This is a genomic window from Rhodoferax sp. (genome assembly GCF_028689295.1).
Classification (GTDB): domain Bacteria; phylum Pseudomonadota; class Gammaproteobacteria; order Burkholderiales; family Burkholderiaceae_C; genus Rhodoferax.
The window spans coordinates 53,640-71,064 of record NZ_JAQTWL010000015.1 but is presented as its reverse complement, the minus strand read 5'-3'; the positions used below and the strand labels follow the sequence as shown (position 1 = coordinate 71,064).

Annotated in this window: 15 protein-coding genes; 12 read left to right on the top strand and 3 right to left on the bottom strand. The window is 57.2% G+C overall.

All coding sequences use genetic code 11. The annotated features are described in order from the left end of the window. Positions 1-6 precede the first annotated feature (6 nt). The 11 genes from PHF15_RS12830 to PHF15_RS12780 all read left to right on the top strand — a co-directional run bounded on the left by PHF15_RS12830 (position 7) and on the right by PHF15_RS12780 (position 11,715). Positions 7-846: a general secretion pathway protein GspK gene (locus PHF15_RS12830; RefSeq protein WP_300121620.1), complete on the top strand. Its 840-nt coding sequence runs from the start codon at positions 7-9 to the stop codon at positions 844-846. 226 nt (positions 847-1,072) lie between these two features. Continuing rightward, entirely contained in the window at positions 1,073-1,936 is an 864-nt protein-coding gene (locus PHF15_RS12825; RefSeq protein WP_300121618.1) for a PilN domain-containing protein, read from the top strand. Then, positions 1,933-2,490, top strand: a complete 558-nt coding sequence (gene gspM / locus PHF15_RS12820) for a type II secretion system protein GspM (protein WP_300121616.1) — start codon at positions 1,933-1,935, stop codon at positions 2,488-2,490. The genes PHF15_RS12825 and gspM overlap by 4 nt, the downstream gene beginning before the upstream one ends. Continuing rightward, on the top strand, positions 2,487-3,158 hold the full coding sequence (locus PHF15_RS12815; RefSeq protein WP_300121614.1) for a hypothetical protein: 672 nt from the start codon (positions 2,487-2,489) through the stop codon (positions 3,156-3,158). The genes gspM and PHF15_RS12815 overlap by 4 nt, the downstream gene beginning before the upstream one ends. A gap of 119 nt (positions 3,159-3,277) precedes the next feature. Further along, the gene (gene gspD / locus PHF15_RS12810; protein ID WP_300121613.1) at positions 3,278-5,392 is read left to right on the top strand and encodes a type II secretion system secretin GspD; all 2,115 of its coding nucleotides are present in this window, start codon (positions 3,278-3,280) and stop codon (positions 5,390-5,392) included. 46 nt (positions 5,393-5,438) lie between these two features. After that, entirely contained in the window at positions 5,439-5,900 is a 462-nt protein-coding gene (locus PHF15_RS12805) for a hypothetical protein (RefSeq protein ID WP_300121612.1), read from the top strand. A gap of 306 nt (positions 5,901-6,206) precedes the next feature. Beyond that, positions 6,207-7,748 carry a cell surface protein gene (locus PHF15_RS12800; RefSeq protein WP_300121610.1) on the top strand — a complete coding sequence of 514 codons (1,542 nt, stop codon included), beginning with the start codon at positions 6,207-6,209 and terminating at the stop codon, positions 7,746-7,748. An 85-nt stretch (positions 7,749-7,833) separates the two neighbouring features. Next, the gene (locus PHF15_RS12795) at positions 7,834-8,727 is read left to right on the top strand and encodes a peptidylprolyl isomerase (protein ID WP_300121609.1); all 894 of its coding nucleotides are present in this window, start codon (positions 7,834-7,836) and stop codon (positions 8,725-8,727) included. Between the two features lie 47 nt (positions 8,728-8,774). After that, on the top strand, positions 8,775-9,572 hold the full coding sequence (locus PHF15_RS12790) for an ABC transporter permease (protein WP_300121608.1): 798 nt from the start codon (positions 8,775-8,777) through the stop codon (positions 9,570-9,572). Further along, a complete protein-coding gene (locus PHF15_RS12785; RefSeq protein WP_300121607.1) occupies positions 9,569-10,816 on the top strand; it encodes an ABC transporter ATP-binding protein in 1,248 nt (415 codons plus the stop codon). The genes PHF15_RS12790 and PHF15_RS12785 overlap by 4 nt, the downstream gene beginning before the upstream one ends. After that, positions 10,807-11,715: a hypothetical protein gene (locus PHF15_RS12780; protein ID WP_300121605.1), complete on the top strand. Its 909-nt coding sequence runs from the start codon at positions 10,807-10,809 to the stop codon at positions 11,713-11,715. Before PHF15_RS12785 ends, PHF15_RS12780 begins: the two co-directional genes overlap by 10 nt. Here PHF15_RS12780 and PHF15_RS12775 read toward each other — a convergent pair. Further along, the gene (locus tag PHF15_RS12775) at positions 11,648-13,036 is read right to left on the bottom strand and encodes a methyltransferase domain-containing protein (RefSeq protein ID WP_300121604.1); all 1,389 of its coding nucleotides are present in this window, start codon (positions 13,034-13,036) and stop codon (positions 11,648-11,650) included. The two genes, PHF15_RS12780 and PHF15_RS12775, sit on opposite strands and share 68 nt — an antisense overlap. A 100-nt stretch (positions 13,037-13,136) precedes the next feature. Here PHF15_RS12775 and PHF15_RS12770 point away from each other — a divergent pair, with 100 nt between their 5' ends. Then, entirely contained in the window at positions 13,137-15,170 is a 2,034-nt protein-coding gene (locus PHF15_RS12770) for a tetratricopeptide repeat protein (RefSeq protein WP_300121603.1), read from the top strand. Here the strand turns inward: PHF15_RS12770 and PHF15_RS12765 are convergent. Next, entirely contained in the window at positions 15,140-16,231 is a 1,092-nt protein-coding gene (locus PHF15_RS12765; protein WP_300121602.1) for an acyltransferase, read from the bottom strand. The genes PHF15_RS12770 and PHF15_RS12765 overlap by 31 nt on opposite strands. Next, complete coding sequence (locus tag PHF15_RS12760) at positions 16,228-17,415, bottom strand: class I SAM-dependent methyltransferase (protein WP_300121600.1); 1,188 nt, start codon at positions 17,413-17,415, stop codon at positions 16,228-16,230. The genes PHF15_RS12765 and PHF15_RS12760 overlap by 4 nt, the downstream gene beginning before the upstream one ends. Positions 17,416-17,425: the final 10 nt, after the last annotated feature.

Sequence of the window (17,425 nt, the reverse complement as noted above, 5' to 3'; positions counted from 1 at the left end):
CCGGGAATGAAACGGCGCGGTGTGGCTTTGATTGCAGTTTTGTGGCTGGTTGCCGCCATGGGGCTCATCATCACTGGCGTCGTACAGGCCGTGCGCAGCGAAGCTCGGACCATCGGATTGCAGCGTCAAGCCCTTGTGGCCAGTGCGCTGGCCGATGCTGCGATCTTGTTGGCCATTCAAGGCATGGACGCACAGAAAACCGAGTTGCCCATCACCATCCAGACCATTCAGGTTCAATTCGAGGGCCGAATCAGCGATGTCTCGGTTCGACCGCTCAATGGACTCATTGACATCAATAATGCCAGCGCCTTGCTCCTCGCCGACCTTTATCACTATGCCGGAGGCATGGACCCGGGCTCAGCTCAGGCCTTGGCGCAAGCCACAATTGACGCCCGGCAGACCAAAAACGTCAAGGGAACAGCACTGGGTTTTCACAGCATTGAAGACCTGTTGCGAGTGTCGGGCATGACTTATGACCTCTATGCTAAGATCAAATCTCTGATCACATCAGATCTCATAACGGCAAGTGGACGCGTTAATCCCATGGCCGCTCCGCTGGGCGTGCTCCAAGTATTATCAGGCGGAGATGTATCCCGGGCAGCTATTTTTGCGGCCAATCGCGACGCCAATCCCAATCTTATGGATAGCTCTTTTTTCAAACCAGACCATATTGAAATGACCACATCGGACAGCCTGCAATTTCAAGTTGGCATCGGCATGCCTGATGGCGGGCTACTGAGCAAGGCTTGGCGAGTGTCGTGGAGCACCGACCCTCGGTCGGGCTTGCCGTGGCACGTCCTTGGCTCGCAGCAATCAGTGCAACGCATGCGCCAGCCAAACAACTGAATTGTCAACCACCATGCTCACTTCGCCCGTCTCCACGAGACCCCTCACGCAACCCGGCAAGGCCCATTTTTTTGGCCTTGACCTGGCCTCGCTTTGGCGTGACCTTCTTGCCGCCTGGCGAGACATGCTGGAATGGCCCGTGTTTGCCTGGGCCTGGCCAACGCAAGCGGTGCGCGTGCATTTACCCACAGGGGGCCAAGCGATCAGCCTTGATCTGCGCGCACCATTGACCGATGCGGATAAAAGCGTCCAGTCAGCCCGTTTCGAGGCTGTTCTGTTGCCCGAAGACCTGCTGCTACGCCGTACCCTTGAGCTCCCAAAACTCCAGTCTGCCGAGCTTGAGGCTGCGGTCACCCTCGAAATACAGGCGCTCAGCCCATTTCCGGCAACTGATGTCATCTGGAATCATGAAATCATCCAGCAGCCAGGCAACACCTTGCGCGTGCAAGTTGTGCTGACTTCTCGTAAATTGATTCAGCAGCACGCAGAGTCAGTGCACGCACCATTGAAATTGCAGGATGCCGAAATTTGGGTCGCCCGCGCACAAGGACCCGGATTCGTCATGTTGCCCGGTTTTGGTGAAGCCCGCCGCCAACGCCAAAGCACAATTTGGCGCTGGACCAGTGTGGTACTTGTCCTGGTGGCGCTGGCGTTGCTGGCTGCCATGGCTTTTACTCCCAGCATTAAACTTTATCTGCGGGCTCTGCAAGCCAATCAGGCGATGACCAGCCTGGGTCAAAAGGTCAGTCCAGCCATCGCCCAGCGTGAAGCTTTGGTGCGTTTGAGTGATCAACTGAGCAGTCTCGCGCTTCTCACCGACAAATCGGTGCCACCTTTGCAGACGCTCAAGCTCGTCACCGAGGCTTTACCCGACGACACTTCCCTGCTCACTTTGCAACTTCAAGGCCAAAAAGTCATGATGACCGGACAGACCGGCAATGCTGCCGCCCTCATGAAACAACTCGGGAGCACGCCAGGCCTGCGTGATGTCAAGGCGCCGGCTCCTGCCACCAAACCCCTGGGCGCGCCACGTGAATCTTTCACGATTGAATTCACGCTGGATCCGGCGCAACTCAAACCTGCATCATGAGTCGAATGATCATCAATCGAATCGCATGGCTGCAGGCCCTGACCGTTGTCGCCCTGTTGGCGCCTTTGATGGGCGCGGGCCTGTTTGTCTGGATCCATCATCAGCGCATCGAGGGTCATCTGGCCGACCTGGAGCCTCGTTATGCGCGCCTGGCTGGTCTATTGGAGCGGCAGGCTGACCTCAAAGCGATGACCTTAAAAGCGAGTCAACAATTGGCTTCACTGGTTTACCCGGCTTCGCAAGACATCACGCAAGCTGGTAACGATGCGCAGCAGCGTATTCGTGGCATATTTTCCGAGAGCAAGCTTGACATCATCAGTATTCAAGTGCTCCCGTCCCCCAAGGAAGAGCTTAAATTCGACCGTATTCCGATCAACCTGCGGGTGGAAGGTGACTTGGCCGGCATTCAAAACGCCTTGATCAAGCTTTCAAGTCAGCACCCTGTGGTCTTGGTTGACAGCCTGTCGCTGCAAACCATTGGCGCGGTCAAACCGGCCAGCACGCAGCGTCTGGGCGGCCAGTTCAATCTTTTTGTTCTGCGAGTGCAGCCATGAGTCACGCTTACATGCGGTTCCGACCCGTGCGCTTCTTGCTGCTCCTGGTCTTGCTTTTTGTGGGCGGCCTGGCCTGGCTCTGGTTCGATCAAAATGCCCAATTGCGTCATGTGACCTGGGTGGCTCCAAAAGCGTTGCCGCCTGACATCAGTGTGCCAGTTGGCCCAACCAGGGTCGATGCCGCTGCCAATGATCCGTCCAGGTTTGCCGCGGTTCTCGAGCGTCCGATCTTTGCGCCTGATCGCAGACCACCGCCACCGCCCCCTGCGCCAACCCCGCCGCCGCCACCTGATCCACTGGCGAACATCCACCTTCATGGAATTTTTTCGGGTGAAAACGCAGGTATCATCGCCCGGGTTGAGGACAAGATGCGGCGTGTCAAGATCAACGAAACCATTGGTTCATGGACCCTCAAGAGTATTGACGACCGGGATGTCACCTTTACCCAAGGCACTACAAGCCGTAAGTTGCATTTGTCCTATGCCCGGCTTAATGCGGTCAGCCCGAAAGCTGCCGCCTCCAGTGCCCGCCCGGCGTCTGCCCCGGTGCCTGCGCCAGAATCAGGCGCTGGCGGCATATCCAAAAATTCACAGGACGAAACTCGTGACAGGTTAAGGCGTTTAAATGAATCGCGCGCAAGCCGCGGCTTGCCCCCGATAAATAGATAAGGATTGTGTTGAGTACTCTATTTCTGACCACAAAACGAACTGTCTTATTGGCTCTCGCGCTCTTGGCGTGGCTGCCGGCATATGCGCTTCCAGGAGATCCGGCGGCTGAAGACAACACTATGCAAACCCGCATCATTCGTGGCAATGATCAAGTGCTTGCCCCCATCAGCAACAAGGGGCAGATCGTTGGCGTGGCGGCTGGGCTTAAATTCGAAGAAGCCCCGTTGGCCGATGTCGTCAGCCTGATTTTGCGGGAAATTGCCAAGGTGGACTACGTCATTCACCCGCCCATCAACGGCACCGTGACCCTGGCCACCCAAGCCCAGATATCTTCCGATCAAGCCGTGCTGCTGCTCGAAGCTGCCTTGCAGGCCAATGGCTTGCAAATGGCGCGTGATACCCGGGGCGTTTACCACATAGGCCGCCCCGAAGCTCTCAAGGGCATCGTACCTGCCATTCGTCAGTCAGGCGGCAGTGGACCGCTGCCCCCCGGCTACGGTGCCATCGTGGTGCCCCTCAAATATATTGGCGCCGGTGAAATGGCCAGCATCCTTCGGCCCCTGTCCACACCCGAGGCCATCGTGCGGGTGGACACGGTGCGCAACCTGCTGGTGATGGTGGGCACCCGTACCCAGGCCGAAGGCTGGCTTGACATTGTGAACACCTTTGACATCGATATGCTCAAGGGCATGTCGGTTGGCGTTTTTCCGCTCAAGCATGTGACCACCAGCGAAGTCGAAGCCGCCCTGCGCCTCTTCACGACCGGTGGTGCTGGCGCAGGCGCAGGTGCCGGTGCCGGTGCCGGTGCCGGTGCCGGTACAGGTGCTACTTCGGCAATGCTGTCTGGCAATGCATCAGGGGCCGCAACCGCCAACAGCACGCCCACCTCGTTGCCACTGGTGGGGGCGCTGCGCGTTCTGCCGATTGCCCGCATCAACAGCGTGATGATCGTCACTTCGCGTGCCTCCTATCTGGATGAAGCCCGGCGCTGGATCGAAAAGCTCGATCAACCCGGTGGCAATTCTGCTGAAGCACAGCTTTTTGTGTATGCCGTACAAAACGGCAATGCCAAGCATCTGGCCAACGTTCTCAACGGTCTCTTTGGCGGCGGCGCATCCTCGTCGTCGCAATCCGCCAGCAGTGGCGTGGCACCCGGCCTGAAACCATCCTCTGCCAATACCGCTGGCTTTAACAGTGCCGGCCTGGGGTTGGCGGGGGGTGGCGCGGCGGGCAACCAGGCTGGTGCAGGCACCAGCACCATTCAGGGCACCGGCCTGACCTCTCTGACCCTTAACAGCGGTTTGCGCGTGATGGCCGATGAAATCAACAACGCCGTGTTGATTTACGGCACCAAAGGTGAATACGAAAAAATTGAATCGACCCTCAAACGCCTCGACGTTCCCCCGACGCAGGTGCTCATCGAGGCCAGTATCATCGAAGTCACCCTCAATGACGACCTCAAATACGGTCTTCAGTGGTCGTTTACCGACAAAGCTCGCACCAGCGCCGGGCTGGGCGGGGCTGGCTTGCTCAGCACGGTTCCAAACCTGGTGGGTGGCGCCATCTTTGGCAATACGCCAGCGGGTTTTTCATACACGTTGAGCAACTCCCTGGGTGATGTGCGCGCCGTGCTGAACGCTCTGGCCGACAAGTCGCTGGTCAAGGTGATCTCAAGCCCTTCCCTGATGGTGCTCGACAACTACACCGCCAGCATCGCGGTGGGCAACCAGCAGCCGATCCAGGTCGGTGAGACCACCACCTCCGGCGGCAACGTCAGCACCAACATTCAATATAAGGACACCGGCGTCAGCCTGACGGTCACGCCATCGGTCAATGCCGGCAACATGGTGACCATGCAACTCAGCCAGGCGGTTACCGATGTGGGTCAGGTGGACGCAGCGACCGGTCAGCGCAGCTTTCTGCAACGCCAGTTTTCCAGCAAGGTGGCGGTGCGCTCCGGCGAGACCCTGGTGCTCGGCGGGCTGATTCGCGACAACACCACCAATGGCAAAAGCGGTGTGCCGGGGCTGGTGGACATTCCCCTGTTCGGCAACTTGTTCGGCACGACCGCCAACAGCACCAATCGCACCGAGTTGCTCGTCATCATCACACCGCGTGTCGTGCGTACCTCGCAAGACATGCGTGAGCTGGGTCAGGAACTCAAAGACCGCATGAAAACACTTTACCCGCCTGAAGTGCCGCCACGACCCCAGGAAGAGGCGCTACACCACTAACCCGCCTCAGCTCGGCTTTTCCATCCATTCATCTGCAAAAAACAACATGCAAATTGCCGAAACCAAAACTCCGGTCCGTCAGCTCGCCAAGCCCCCATTGAATGCCAGCCGTAGCTTGCGGTGGCTGCCCATCGGCGCCTGCATGGCCTTGGCCGCCTGCGCCACGCTCAATAACAGCCCGCCAGAAGAGCGGGTCAAACAGCGTTCCACCGAACGCTGGCAAGCCGTGATGGCCAATGACTATGCCAAGGTTTATTCCTTCGCCATGCCCAGTTACCGGGCTCTGGTGTCGCAAGACACTTTTCGTAGCCGTCAGGGTGTTGCCGTGCAGCGGGTGTCTGCCAAGGTCTTCAGTGTGAATTGTCCAGAGGCCAGCAAATGCACTGCTCGCGTCGAAGTCGGTGTCAAACCGCCACTGGGTAAGCGTTTCGGCACGGTTATTACTGCGACCGTTGATGAGTCATGGGTGTTTGAAGACGGCCAATGGTGGCTGGCCGAGCGACTCTAAGCCTGTTGTGCCGGTAAGACACATCCGTTTGTGATTTCCGCATGGGACAATGAGCTTCTTGCAGGCTGCAGGTGTCTCCCATAGAATAAAACCGGAGCTTTTTTTCTACAGGAGGAATGACTATCGATTTCACCCATTGACTGTCAGTTTTTAAAAGAGTGGCCTTGATCCGTTGTATTTAATCAACACTGTGCTTAAAGCTAGCGAAATTTCAGCAAATTCATCACAAGGCTTGTGCTAACATAATCCTCAGCGTAATTCCAATTTACTTTGCGCTTTCTAACTTTCAACAACTGTGGAGTATCCATGAGAAAAAATCTTCTCTCCTTGAGTATTGCAGCCGCCATCGGCGGCCTGGGTCTGGTTGGTGGCGCACACGCTATCACTTCAGCTGATTCGACTGGTGCAACGGCAGACACACAGAACATCAGCAAGAATGGCATTGGCCACAGTTTGATCGTTCCGTACTACACCGCCCAAACCGAGCATGCCACCCTGATCAACCTGGTCAACACTGACACGGTCAACGGCAAAGCTGTCAAGGTCCGCTTCCGCGGCGCTGCCAACTCTGACGACGTGTATGACTTCCAGGTCTTCCTGTCGCCCGGCGACGTCTGGAATGCCAATGTCAGCCAAGACGCTGCTTCAGGCAAAGCCCGGTTGACGACTGTTGACAACAGCTGCACCAAACCAGCCAACGTCAATGGCGAATTTGTGACCGCTCGCCTCAAGAGCACCTGGACTGCCGAGAGAAAAGCCGCCAATACCCGTGAAGGTTACGTTGAAATTTTCAACATGGCTGACGTGCCCCCGGGTTCTGCTCTTTTCACGGCCATCAAGCACGTGGACGGCGTGGCGCCTTGCAAGGGTACCGCCTGGACCTACCTCGACACCGACCGCTCCTACGGTCTGTATGTCGAAGCTGGCTTGGCTAACCCCTCCACGGGCCTGATGGGCAACTGGACCATCATCAACGTCAACAATGCTGCTGCCTGGGGTTCTACCACGCCTGCCGTCCTGGCTTCTACCAGCCAAGGTACCGACGGTCTGGGCCGTATTGTTTACTTCCCGCAAGTCGCAACAGCTGCTGACCCGACGCTGATCGATACGTTCACGGCTGATCCGTTGTTGGTCGGTGGGTTCATTGCAGCAGCTCTGTATGACCTGCCTGACATGTCCACGCCTTATCTGACTGACGCCGGTTTGTTTGGTCTGCCCGCTGATATTCAGCCTTCTGAACAAGCTGGTCAGTTGACCCGGACCATTTCGGTTGACAACGTGATCAACGAGTACCTGACCAATCCTGACATCAATGCTTCGACTGACTGGGTGTTCTCGATGCCTACCCGTCGTTACAGCGTTGCCATGGACTATGCTCCGGCTACTTCGGAGCCTGTGTACAACGACCTGCTGCAACGCTGGTTCACCGCAGGCAACACTGCCGTTGACGGTGATCAGATTTGCGTCAAGAACGTGACGTACTCTGTGTGGGATCAAAGCGAAAATTCTCCCGCCAGCACGATCGACGTGGTGATTTCCCCGAACACCCTGCCTGATCCGGTGCTGTTCTGCGGTGAAGCCAGTATCTTGACCATCAACAACCCGGGTGCTGCGCAGTCTGGCGTGCTGAACGCTGCGCTGACCGTCAAGGACATCCAGACATCGACTTATACCGATGGCTGGATCAATTTGACAACGCCAGGTGCACAAGTGGGTTGGGGTCTGCCGGTCCTCGGTGGCGCCTTTGTGCGTGCTACCGCTGGTGCCAGCACCTTCGGTGCCAATTGGGATCACCGCTACAACAGTGCTGTCAGGGCTTCTGGTCCTGTCAATGCCCCAGCCAAATAAGTTTTTTGGCTTTCAATAAAAAAGGCGGGGTTTCCCCGCCTTTTTTTCGTGTACGGATTCATCGAATTTCAAGGGCAGGATCATTTTGAACGTTTTGATTACCAAGGTGTCGCGCGCCGGTATGGCCGCGCTTTTTATGGCAGCGGGGCTGTCAGCCCAAGCCCAGCCGCTGATCATGGCGCGTGGGCATGCCGTCGCCGTTTCTGCAGACGACGTGCTGGCCGATAGCCAGCGCATTCCACCCGACAAGCGACTGACCGTGTTGTCCAGTCCGGACAATGTGCAGCAGATTGCCACCAATTTGCTGGTGCGCCGTGCTTTGGCCCAAGAGGCCCAGCGAGATGGCCTGCAGGACGACCCGCAAACGGCGGCAACTTTGCAAGTGGCGCGCGACCGTGTGTTGTCCGAGGCGCGACTGGCCCGCCTGGATGTCCAGAATCAGCCTTCAGAGGCCGCGCTGGATGCCTATGCGCAGTCAACCTACAAGGCCAACGCCAAGCCCCAGCGCTTCGAGGCGCCGGCACAAACCCGGGCCAGCCACATCCTGATCGGCAACGAGGGACCGGCTTCACTTGACAAGGCCAAGAAGATTCTGGCCGATTTGCGTGCCGGCGCTTCCTTTGCCGAGCTGGCCAAACAGCATTCCACCGACCCGGGCAGCGCAGCGCGCGGCGGCGATCTCGGCTTCTTCGGTCCTGGCCAGATGGTCAGGCCGTTTGAGGATGCGCTCGATGCGCTGCAAAAACCCGGCGACCTGAGCGAGCCCGTTGTCAGCCAGTTTGGCTATCACATCATTCGTCTGGAAGAGCGGCGCGCCGCCGGAAAGCGCCCCTTTGCCGAGGTGCGAGCCGAGTTGATGCGCGAAGCACGCCAGGCCTTGCTGAACGAGGCCCGGCTGAAAAAAGCGCAAAGTCTGACCCAGGGCATCGAGTATGACCGAAAGGCTATCGAGTCATTTGCGGTCAAGCCAGCTTTGTGATGACCGGGCGTTAGCCTTGTGATGCCAGCAAGCGGGCAGAAACGCGCATGAGCTTGGGGCACGACGCACTCACCTTGTGGCGCAACAGAGAGCTGTTGCTGGTGTTGACGCGGCGCGAGCTTTCGTCCCGCTTTGCCGGCTCGGCAGCCGGGGTTCTGTGGGCTTACCTGCAACCCCTGTTGATGGTGGCGGCGTATTTTCTGGTATTCGACGTGGTGTTTGCCATGCGCATGGGTGACAACGCGCCCACCAGTCGGGTAGGCACTTACCTGGTGGTGGGTTCGCTGCCCTGGCTGTCGTTTGCGGAATCGCTTTCACGTGGTGCCAACAGTCTGGTGGAAGCGGGCAGTTTGTTGCAAAAGAATGCCCTGCCACCCGTGCTGTTTGTGGCACGCAGCGTGCTTGCCGGCTGGGTGGTCTTTGTGCCGCTGATGGTGTTGCTCACCCTGGGCTATTTGTCTGTGGCCGGTCTTGGCTGGGCCCTGCTGGCCATTCCCCTTTTGCTGCTGCTGCAGGGCTTGCTGGTCTTGTTGCTGGCGTATGGGCTGGCTATTTTGACTGCCGCCGTGCGGGACACACAGCAGGTGCTGGGGTTTGCGCTGTCGGTAGGCATCTTTCTGTCGCCGGTGTTGTTTCCCCTGAGTCTGTTTCCGCAGGCGTGGCGATGGGTGTTATTTGCCAACCCCATGACGGCGCTGGTGCTGGGTTATCAATCGGTGTTGTTATCGGGTGCCTGGCCACCCTGGGAATTATGGCTGGTGCTTGCCGGCTGGCTGCTGGCGCTGGCCTTGCTGCTCAATGTTTTGATTCGGCGCAGCCGCGATGAATTGGTGGACTGGTTATGAGCCAGGCGGTATTGCAAGTGCAGGGGCTGGGCAAGCGTTACCGTTTGTATGCCTCGCCGCATCAACGTTTGCTGGCCTTGCTGGGCTGGGCCGACCGGTCGCAGCCCCATTGGGCCTTGAGGGACGTAAGTTTTGAGCTGCAGCGTGGCCAGTGCCTGGGCGTGGTGGGCGACAACGGCGCTGGCAAAAGTACCTTGCTCAAGTTGCTGGCGGGCACGCTGCAACCCTCGCATGGGCAAGTGCAGCGGATCGGGCGCGTGACCGCCATTCTTGAGCTCGGGGCGGGTTTTCACCCGGACTTTACCGGGCGCGACAATTTGCTCTTTGGCGGCAGCTTCATCGGCATCGCGCGCGAGGAAATGCAACGCCTCACCGATGACATCATCGCTTTCTCGGAGTTGGGGGAGGCGATTGACCGACCGGTCAAAACCTATTCTTCGGGCATGGTGGTGCGTCTGGCCTTTGCCTTGGTCACGGCAGTGCAGCCCGAGCTGCTGATCATCGACGAGGCCTTGTCCGTGGGCGATCAGCACTTCCAAAAGAAGTGCGTGCAGCGCATTGAAGCGTTTCGGGCGAACGGCTGCACCATTTTGTTTTGCTCGCACAGTCTGTACCACGTGCGGCAGTTGTGTGACAAGGTGTTGTGGCTGGATCATGGGCAGGCAATGGGACTGGGTGACGCGGACGCCGTGCTGGCCGACTACGAGTTGCATGTGCGCCTGCAGGACCAGCCTGATGTGCCCGCCCGCGCTGAAAACCCTCGTGCGACGTCTGCACTGTCTGCGACCCAGGCGGTGCAAAATTGCATGGCAACGGGCAGGCGTGCCGGTTTGTTGGCAGCCGCAGTGAGTGGCTTGCACGATGGCGCAAGCCTTGATTCGGCAGCCAGATTAACCGAGCCCGATCTGGTCATCAGCGTGCAGGCGGTTTCGTTGAGCACCGAAGTGCCCAGTGTCGGCGTGATGCTGGAACAGTATCAAGGGGTTGGAATTTGCTCGGTTGCCACGCACGCGGATGGCGTAACGCTGACGGCGATTGCGAGCGAGGAGGGATGGACGACGTGGCAGGTGTACTTGACTTTTCCGCAATTGCCACTCCATTCCGGGCAGTATTGCCTGAGCTTTTACCTCTTCGACGCGCAGGGGTTGGTGGTTTACGATGAATGGAAAAACTTTATCCAGTTCCAGTGGGTCAGCCCCAGCCTGACCCCGGGGCTGGTTCATTTGCCGCACCGATGGCGCTGAATCCTGCCCCAGGGCTGTCGCGTTGGCGTGCCGAATGGCGCGATTTGCTGGAGCTCGTTTTGCTCCCCGGTCTGGCTGCGGTCTTGCCCTGGCGTTGGTGTTTTTATGTTTTTAAGCGGCTCGCCCGTTGGCGCTGGCTGTATCGGGAGCCGTGTGAAGCAGCGTTGGCACAAGCGCGTAGCCGGGGTTGGGCCGGCGTCGATGAGGCGCACTGGCTTTGGGGCCGACGGCTGGTGACCCTGGTGGACCACGCCGACCACTATCTGGGTCTTTGGCGCGGCGACGCCTGGATGCGCCGGCACTTGCAGGTGCAGGGCGCCTGGCCTGCGCCTCGGCAAGGAGTCATGTTGCTGACGTTTCACTGGGGTGCCGGTTATTGGGGCTTGCGCCATGCCGCTGCCCAGGGCTTGCGGCCGCACGCGCTGGTTGCATCATTGGACACCCATACATATCAGGGTCGAAGCGTCATGTCCTGGTATGCCCGTTCGCGCAATGCGCATGTGGCCCGCACCCTGGGTTCCCCCACCATCGATGTGGCGCTGCATCTGAAGCAGGTCATCCGGGCTTTGCGCGACGGACATTCATTGCTGGGGGTGGTCGATGTGCCGGCCGATGAGGTCAAGGCCAGTCTGCCCATTGCGCTGCTGGGGATGCAGGCCCGCGTGCCGCGCGGCTTGTTGCGCCTGGCAGTTGACAGCCAAGTGCCGGTAGTGATCTATGTGACCGGCCTGAATACCGCCAATGGCCAACGTTTTTTGCACATCAAGCCGATTGGCGTTCCGACCACGATCGATGCATTGGCCGCCAGGGTTTTTGGTGAACTGGAGCAGCTTATTGCGCAGGACGCACCGGCTTGGCATTTTTGGGGGATTTCCGAGCGCTTTTTTCGGCCGCTTTGAGCGGCTTGCGCGCGGTCACCAAAAACCCGGGCACCGGCTCGCCTGCCTCGTGGCGCAACACCAGGTCATTCATGTCAATGTCGGCGAAACCGGCTTCTTGCAGCAGGCGCTGCACGTAGCTGCGCTGATGCGTGTAACGAAGGGTGCTTTGCAGGGTGTAGTCAGCCTGATCGCCAGCCCCGGCCTCGCATGAGAAGACAAAACGCCCGCCATCGGTCAGGATGCGACAGGCATTGGGGATGGCCGTATCGAGTTCACCGACGTAGATAAAAACGTCGAGGGCGGTGATGACGTCGTAATGATCTGCCGGTGTGGCTGCAAGCGCGTCCAGAATATTGACACGGTGGAAGCGGTGGTAAACCTGGTGCACCGCCGCCTGATCTATCATTTGCTGTGACAGATCAACGCCAATCAGGGCACCATTGACCGGACCAAGGCAGGCGCCCAGCAGACCCGTGCCACAGCCCAGGTCGAGCACGTCAACCTTGCGGTCCGGGTACCACTCGATGATTTTCTGGGCGACGTCGCGGGGCAATTTATATTGCAACTGAACCACCAGACTGTGGTCAAAATGCGCTGCGTAGCCGTCAAACAGGCCGGTGATGATGGCGCCTGGTTGGGTTTTTGGGGTCTTGCCAAGAGCAATGTCCAGCAAGAACTGGTAAACCTCGTTGCTGGGTTCCATCGCGACCAGGGCCTCGCCATCATGAATCGCCTGGTCGGTTTGACGCGCGCTGAGGCAGGCGCGCAGGCGTTCGCGCAGCAGGACCTGATTGCCGGGCTGCTGTTCCAGCAACGCTGTAAAAATTTCAATGGCACGCCCGGGCGCACCGCTGCTGGCCAGGTTGAGTCCGATCTGGAAGCGAATGCGGGTGTCAGTGGGCCTGAATTCCTGGGCCTGCTGCAGCCACTGCAATGCGGTTTGGGGCTGACTGGCGCGGCGCGCGATGGCGGCGGCCTTGATCAACAGTTCCGGGTCGATGGGGGCTTGCGCAGAGCCTTGTTCAACGGCCAGCGAGGCCATTGACATGGCCTCATCGGCATCACCCCGGCCGGACAGCACCTCGGCGAGGTGGATGGTGGCAATGGGCCACCCCGGCGCGAGCTGATGCGCCTGGCGCGCGGCCTCAAGCATGCCCGCCGGGTTATGCGCGGCTTCGGCCAGACGCGAACCCAGCAAAAAAAGGCGCGGATCGCCCGGGTTGGTCCCGGCCAGAAAATTCAGCTGCCGGGCGGCTTCCTGCAATTGGTTTTGGTTGATTTGCTGCTCTATGTTCTTGAGCTGGGCAACATAGGTTTCGGCGTTTGAAAAGGGGCTCATCATTCAGTGGGCATGCTTGGCTATGGATGCGTCAAGTCTAAAGGCAAACCCGCGCCAACTCCGGCATCGCCTGCAAACCTGTTGACAATAAAATCCTGCCATGCAACCCAGCCCTCCGATGCCACGCGATATTTCCGAGCTCACCCACCTGGATGAAAAATTCAACGAGGGTTTGCTGCTGCATCGCAAGGGACAATTGGCGCAGGCACACGCAATTTACCAACAGGTGCTCCAACTGATGCCCGGGCACTTCGAGGCCTTGCACTTGTTGGGTGTGCTGGCTGGACAAAAAAATGATCCTGCCCGGGCGGTTGAATGGTTCGGCAAAGCCATTGAGGTCAAGCCAGACTTCGCGGCAACTCACGCCGGACGCGGTCACGCTTTCTGTCAATTGAAACTGCACCAGGAGGCCGTTGACAGTTTTCGCAAGGCCATTGCCATCAGTCCGGGTTCGGCGGAGCTGCACTTTAACCATGGCATCGCGTTGTACCAGCTATTGCAGCATCAGGCCGCCATTGACAGCTTTGACAAGGCGATTGCTTTAAGGCCTGACATCGCCGGGACATACAACAACCGGGGATTGGCCTTGAACGCCTGCAAAATGCACCAGGCCGCCATTGACAGCTACGATAAAGCGATCGCCATCAGCTTTGATCATGCCGCCTTTCATTACAACCGGGGCCTGGCCCTGAATGCCTTGCAACGCTATCAGGAGGCGATTGACAGCTTTGACAGAGCTATCGCCATCGAACCCGATTACGCGTACGTCAGTGGCGAGAAACTGTATTCAAAGATCAGAATTTGCGATTGGCGCAATGCCTCCGACGATGTGTCGGAGTTGGCAGCGCGGGCGCAACGCAACGAACCGGTGACAGCGCCATTTCAGGTTCTGGCGGTATCGTCATCGTTGACCTTGCAGCGCAAAGTGGCAGAGCTGTATGTGAAAGAGAATCATCCAGCCCATCAAGAACTGGGCGTGATCCCGAAACGCCCCAGACAAAAGAAAATTCGCCTTGGTTATTTTTCGGCTGACTTTCGCATCCATGCCATGGGCTACTTGACAGCCGGTTTGTTTGAGAAGCACGACAAAGACCGGTTTGAGCTGTTTGCCTTTTCTTTCGGGCCAGAATCAAACGATGAAATGCGCCAACGCATTGCCGCAGCATTCGACCAGTTCATCGATGTCCGCGCTCACACGGACCAAGAGGTCGCCCAGCTGGCGAGGCGTCTTCAGATCGATATAGCGGTTGATCTCTCGGGCTTCACGCAGGGGCACAGGCTTGGTATTTTTTCTTACCGCGCGGCACCCCTGCAAGTCAGCTACCTGGGTTATCCTGGCACTCTGGGCGCAGACTACATGGACTACCTGATTGCGGACCCAACGCTGATACCCGAGGCCAGCCAGGCCGGCTACTCAGAAAAAATTGCCTATCTGCCCCACAGCTACCAGGTCAACGATGACAAGCGCAAGCTTGCTGACCGGGTATTCAGCCGCCAGGAGTTGGGGCTGCCAGCGACGGGCTTTGTGTTTTGCTGCTTCAACAACAGCTTCAAAATCACGCCCGCCACCTTCGATGGCTGGATGCGTATCCTGCAACGGGTGGACGGCAGCGTGCTCTGGCTTTTTGACGGCACTCCCGGCGCGCTTGACAACTTGCGCCAGCAGGCGCGGCTCAGAGGCGTGGCTGCCGAGCGGCTGGTGTTTGCCAAACACATGCGGCTGCTGCCAGAACACCTGTCCCGCCTGCGCGCAGCCGACTTGTTTATCGACACGCTCCCCTACAACGCTCACACCACGGCCAGTGATGCGCTGTGCGCGGGCTTGCCCGTGTTAACTTGCGTTGGGGAAACCTTTGCCAGCCGGGTGGCTGCGAGTTTGCTCACCGCCATGGGTTTGCCCGAACTCATCACATCAACCCAGGAGGCTTATGAAGCACTTGCCATCGCACTGGCGACCCAACCGATGCGGTTCAAAGCCATCAAGGAAAAGCTGCAACGCAATCTCCTGACCACCTCACTGTTTGACACCCGGCTGTTCACCCGGCACCTGGAAGCCGCTTATATGCAGATGGTGGAGCGTTATCAGAATGACCTGGCACCTGATTATTTGGAGGTCAAGCCCCCTGTTGGGTGAAAACGGGCCTCGATGAAGCGCCAACTCGCCCAGCTCAGCGACAAAGCCACCGCAGCACCAAGCGAAAGCTTCCATTGCCAATCAAGTTCCGGAATAAACTTCTTGATTAAAACGGCGGGGAACAGGTGATAAATATAGAGACTGAAGCTGATCTTTCCGAGCCATGGCAAGCCGGAATAATGAAGCATCGGGCTGTACTTCATTCCTGCACAGGCGACGATCAAGACCGCAAATCCAGCTTCCAGGCTTGTTCGCCACAAGATGGCCGTCCATGCGTGAGACCAGTAATGGCCTGCATGATGTACCACGTAATAAAAATTCAACAGGGTTAAAGCCAACCCAAGCGTAAATATTGGCCAGCGCCATTGTTGGGAGATTTCGTCAAATTTCCCGTGCCGTGTGATGGCCGCCGCAGCACCGCCCAAAGCAAAGGCATCCAATGCGCCCGGCAACTGGGTTGCCGCAAAAAAGCGTCCCATGTCGGTCGGCACGATTTGAAACACCGCAGCGCGCCATACCAGGCAGACCAAAAGCATGGCAATAGAGATAATCCAGAAATATTTTTGCTCTCTAATAAAATAACCGATTGCCAGCATAAGAAAATAATAGGGAAATTCAACCCCCAGGGTCCAATAGGTTCCATTGATTGAACCACCGACACCTGGAAATAAATTATGCAACATGAAAAAATGAAGCAAAATGTTAGCAATATACTGTGGATCAAGACTATTTCCACCAGATATATTGAAAATAACAAAGAACATTATTGAGAATAAATAAGCAGGATATATTCTCGTAAATCTGGACATTAAAAATGCACTTGGCTTCCATGTTAGCGGACTTAATATGGCCTTGGTGATGAAGAAGCCACTTAAGACATAAAATAGATCGACGCCGAACATGCCGAAAAACGGCACTGCTGAGAAAGGAGAAGATAAGGCGGGAAGTAAACCGAATTCAGAAAAATGGAAAACAATAACCATCAAAATGGCAAAGCCACGAACTGCATCCAGCGAAAGGGATCGTTTTGACTGAGCTGAATTGAAGTTCTTCAAATTCATGTACGGTCGTTGGTTTCGATCATTGGGCCAGCATAGAGCAATGCCCTTTCGCCATTGTGTGCCTGCGCACTTACTTCAACAAAGGGGATGTTGCCACCAACTTTCCTGGCCTGTGTCAACTCCCACCCGCTCCACCTCAGCCGTGTGTCCTGAAAGACAGCTTCTACATCCCTGCGTTCGACAACGGTTTGGCATTCATGTGCTTGCCCATCGAACGAGATAAATACGCGATCAATCCCGCCCTCATCGAACGACGTCGCCCAACCAGAGAGTTGCAGTGCCCCGCCTTCGAGAATTCGACGCACATCGACCCAGCCCCAAGGTCCCCAGCGGAAAATGTCGAGCGCCGACATGCTTCGCAATGGATTTTTTGCAACAACGTAGATATCTTGTTGATAAGCCAGTCCACGCTTGATCCGGAAGTAGGGATGTGATTTTCCGAAAGCACGTTCAATGGCTTGACGAACAAAAAATTCACTGACGTGCGTGGTGCCATAGGCGTGACGGTCAAGCTCGGAGTTTTCACTTTCTGGAACAAATAAGATGCCGTTCTTTGGCATTGCCCGTTCGTTTGGCAACAGGCATTCATCATGCACGCTGAAGCACAGTACACCGTCATTGGTCAATAATGCAGATAGTCTTGCAAGCCAGTCATCAAATAGCGAGGCGGGTAAATGCGAGAACAGCGAAGCAACCCAGATAAAGTCGAATTTTCTTTCGGGAGCAAATTTTGAAGGATCAGCCTCTGAATACACTCCATGCACAGCAAACTGCGTTGAAACAAAATCGACAGCATCTCGCTGAATATCAGACGCCCATATCTGAGTGGGAGGAATGGCGTGAGCGAGGAACCTGAGCATCCGTCCATACCCGCATGCGAAATCAAGAATGGCGACGTGAGTCAGATCGGGAAAGAAAGTCTTCAATATCTGATCCGCAGCCCGATATTGCTCAAGCGCCACACCAAAATATTGACTCACGGCTGGACCGGCTTGACCAAAGTGCCTGAGTGAATGGTCCAACATTTGATCATTCGGGTGAATCGTCAGGTTCAGTGGTGTCGCCATGGAATTTTGTAAGGGCACGCCCATGTGCCGCGCAATCACGTCACGAAAGGCTGGGCTATTACACAAGTTATTGGCACGTGCCTGAAGAGGGCTTTGATGAGTGTGTTTCATTTGCATGGGTCCGAGT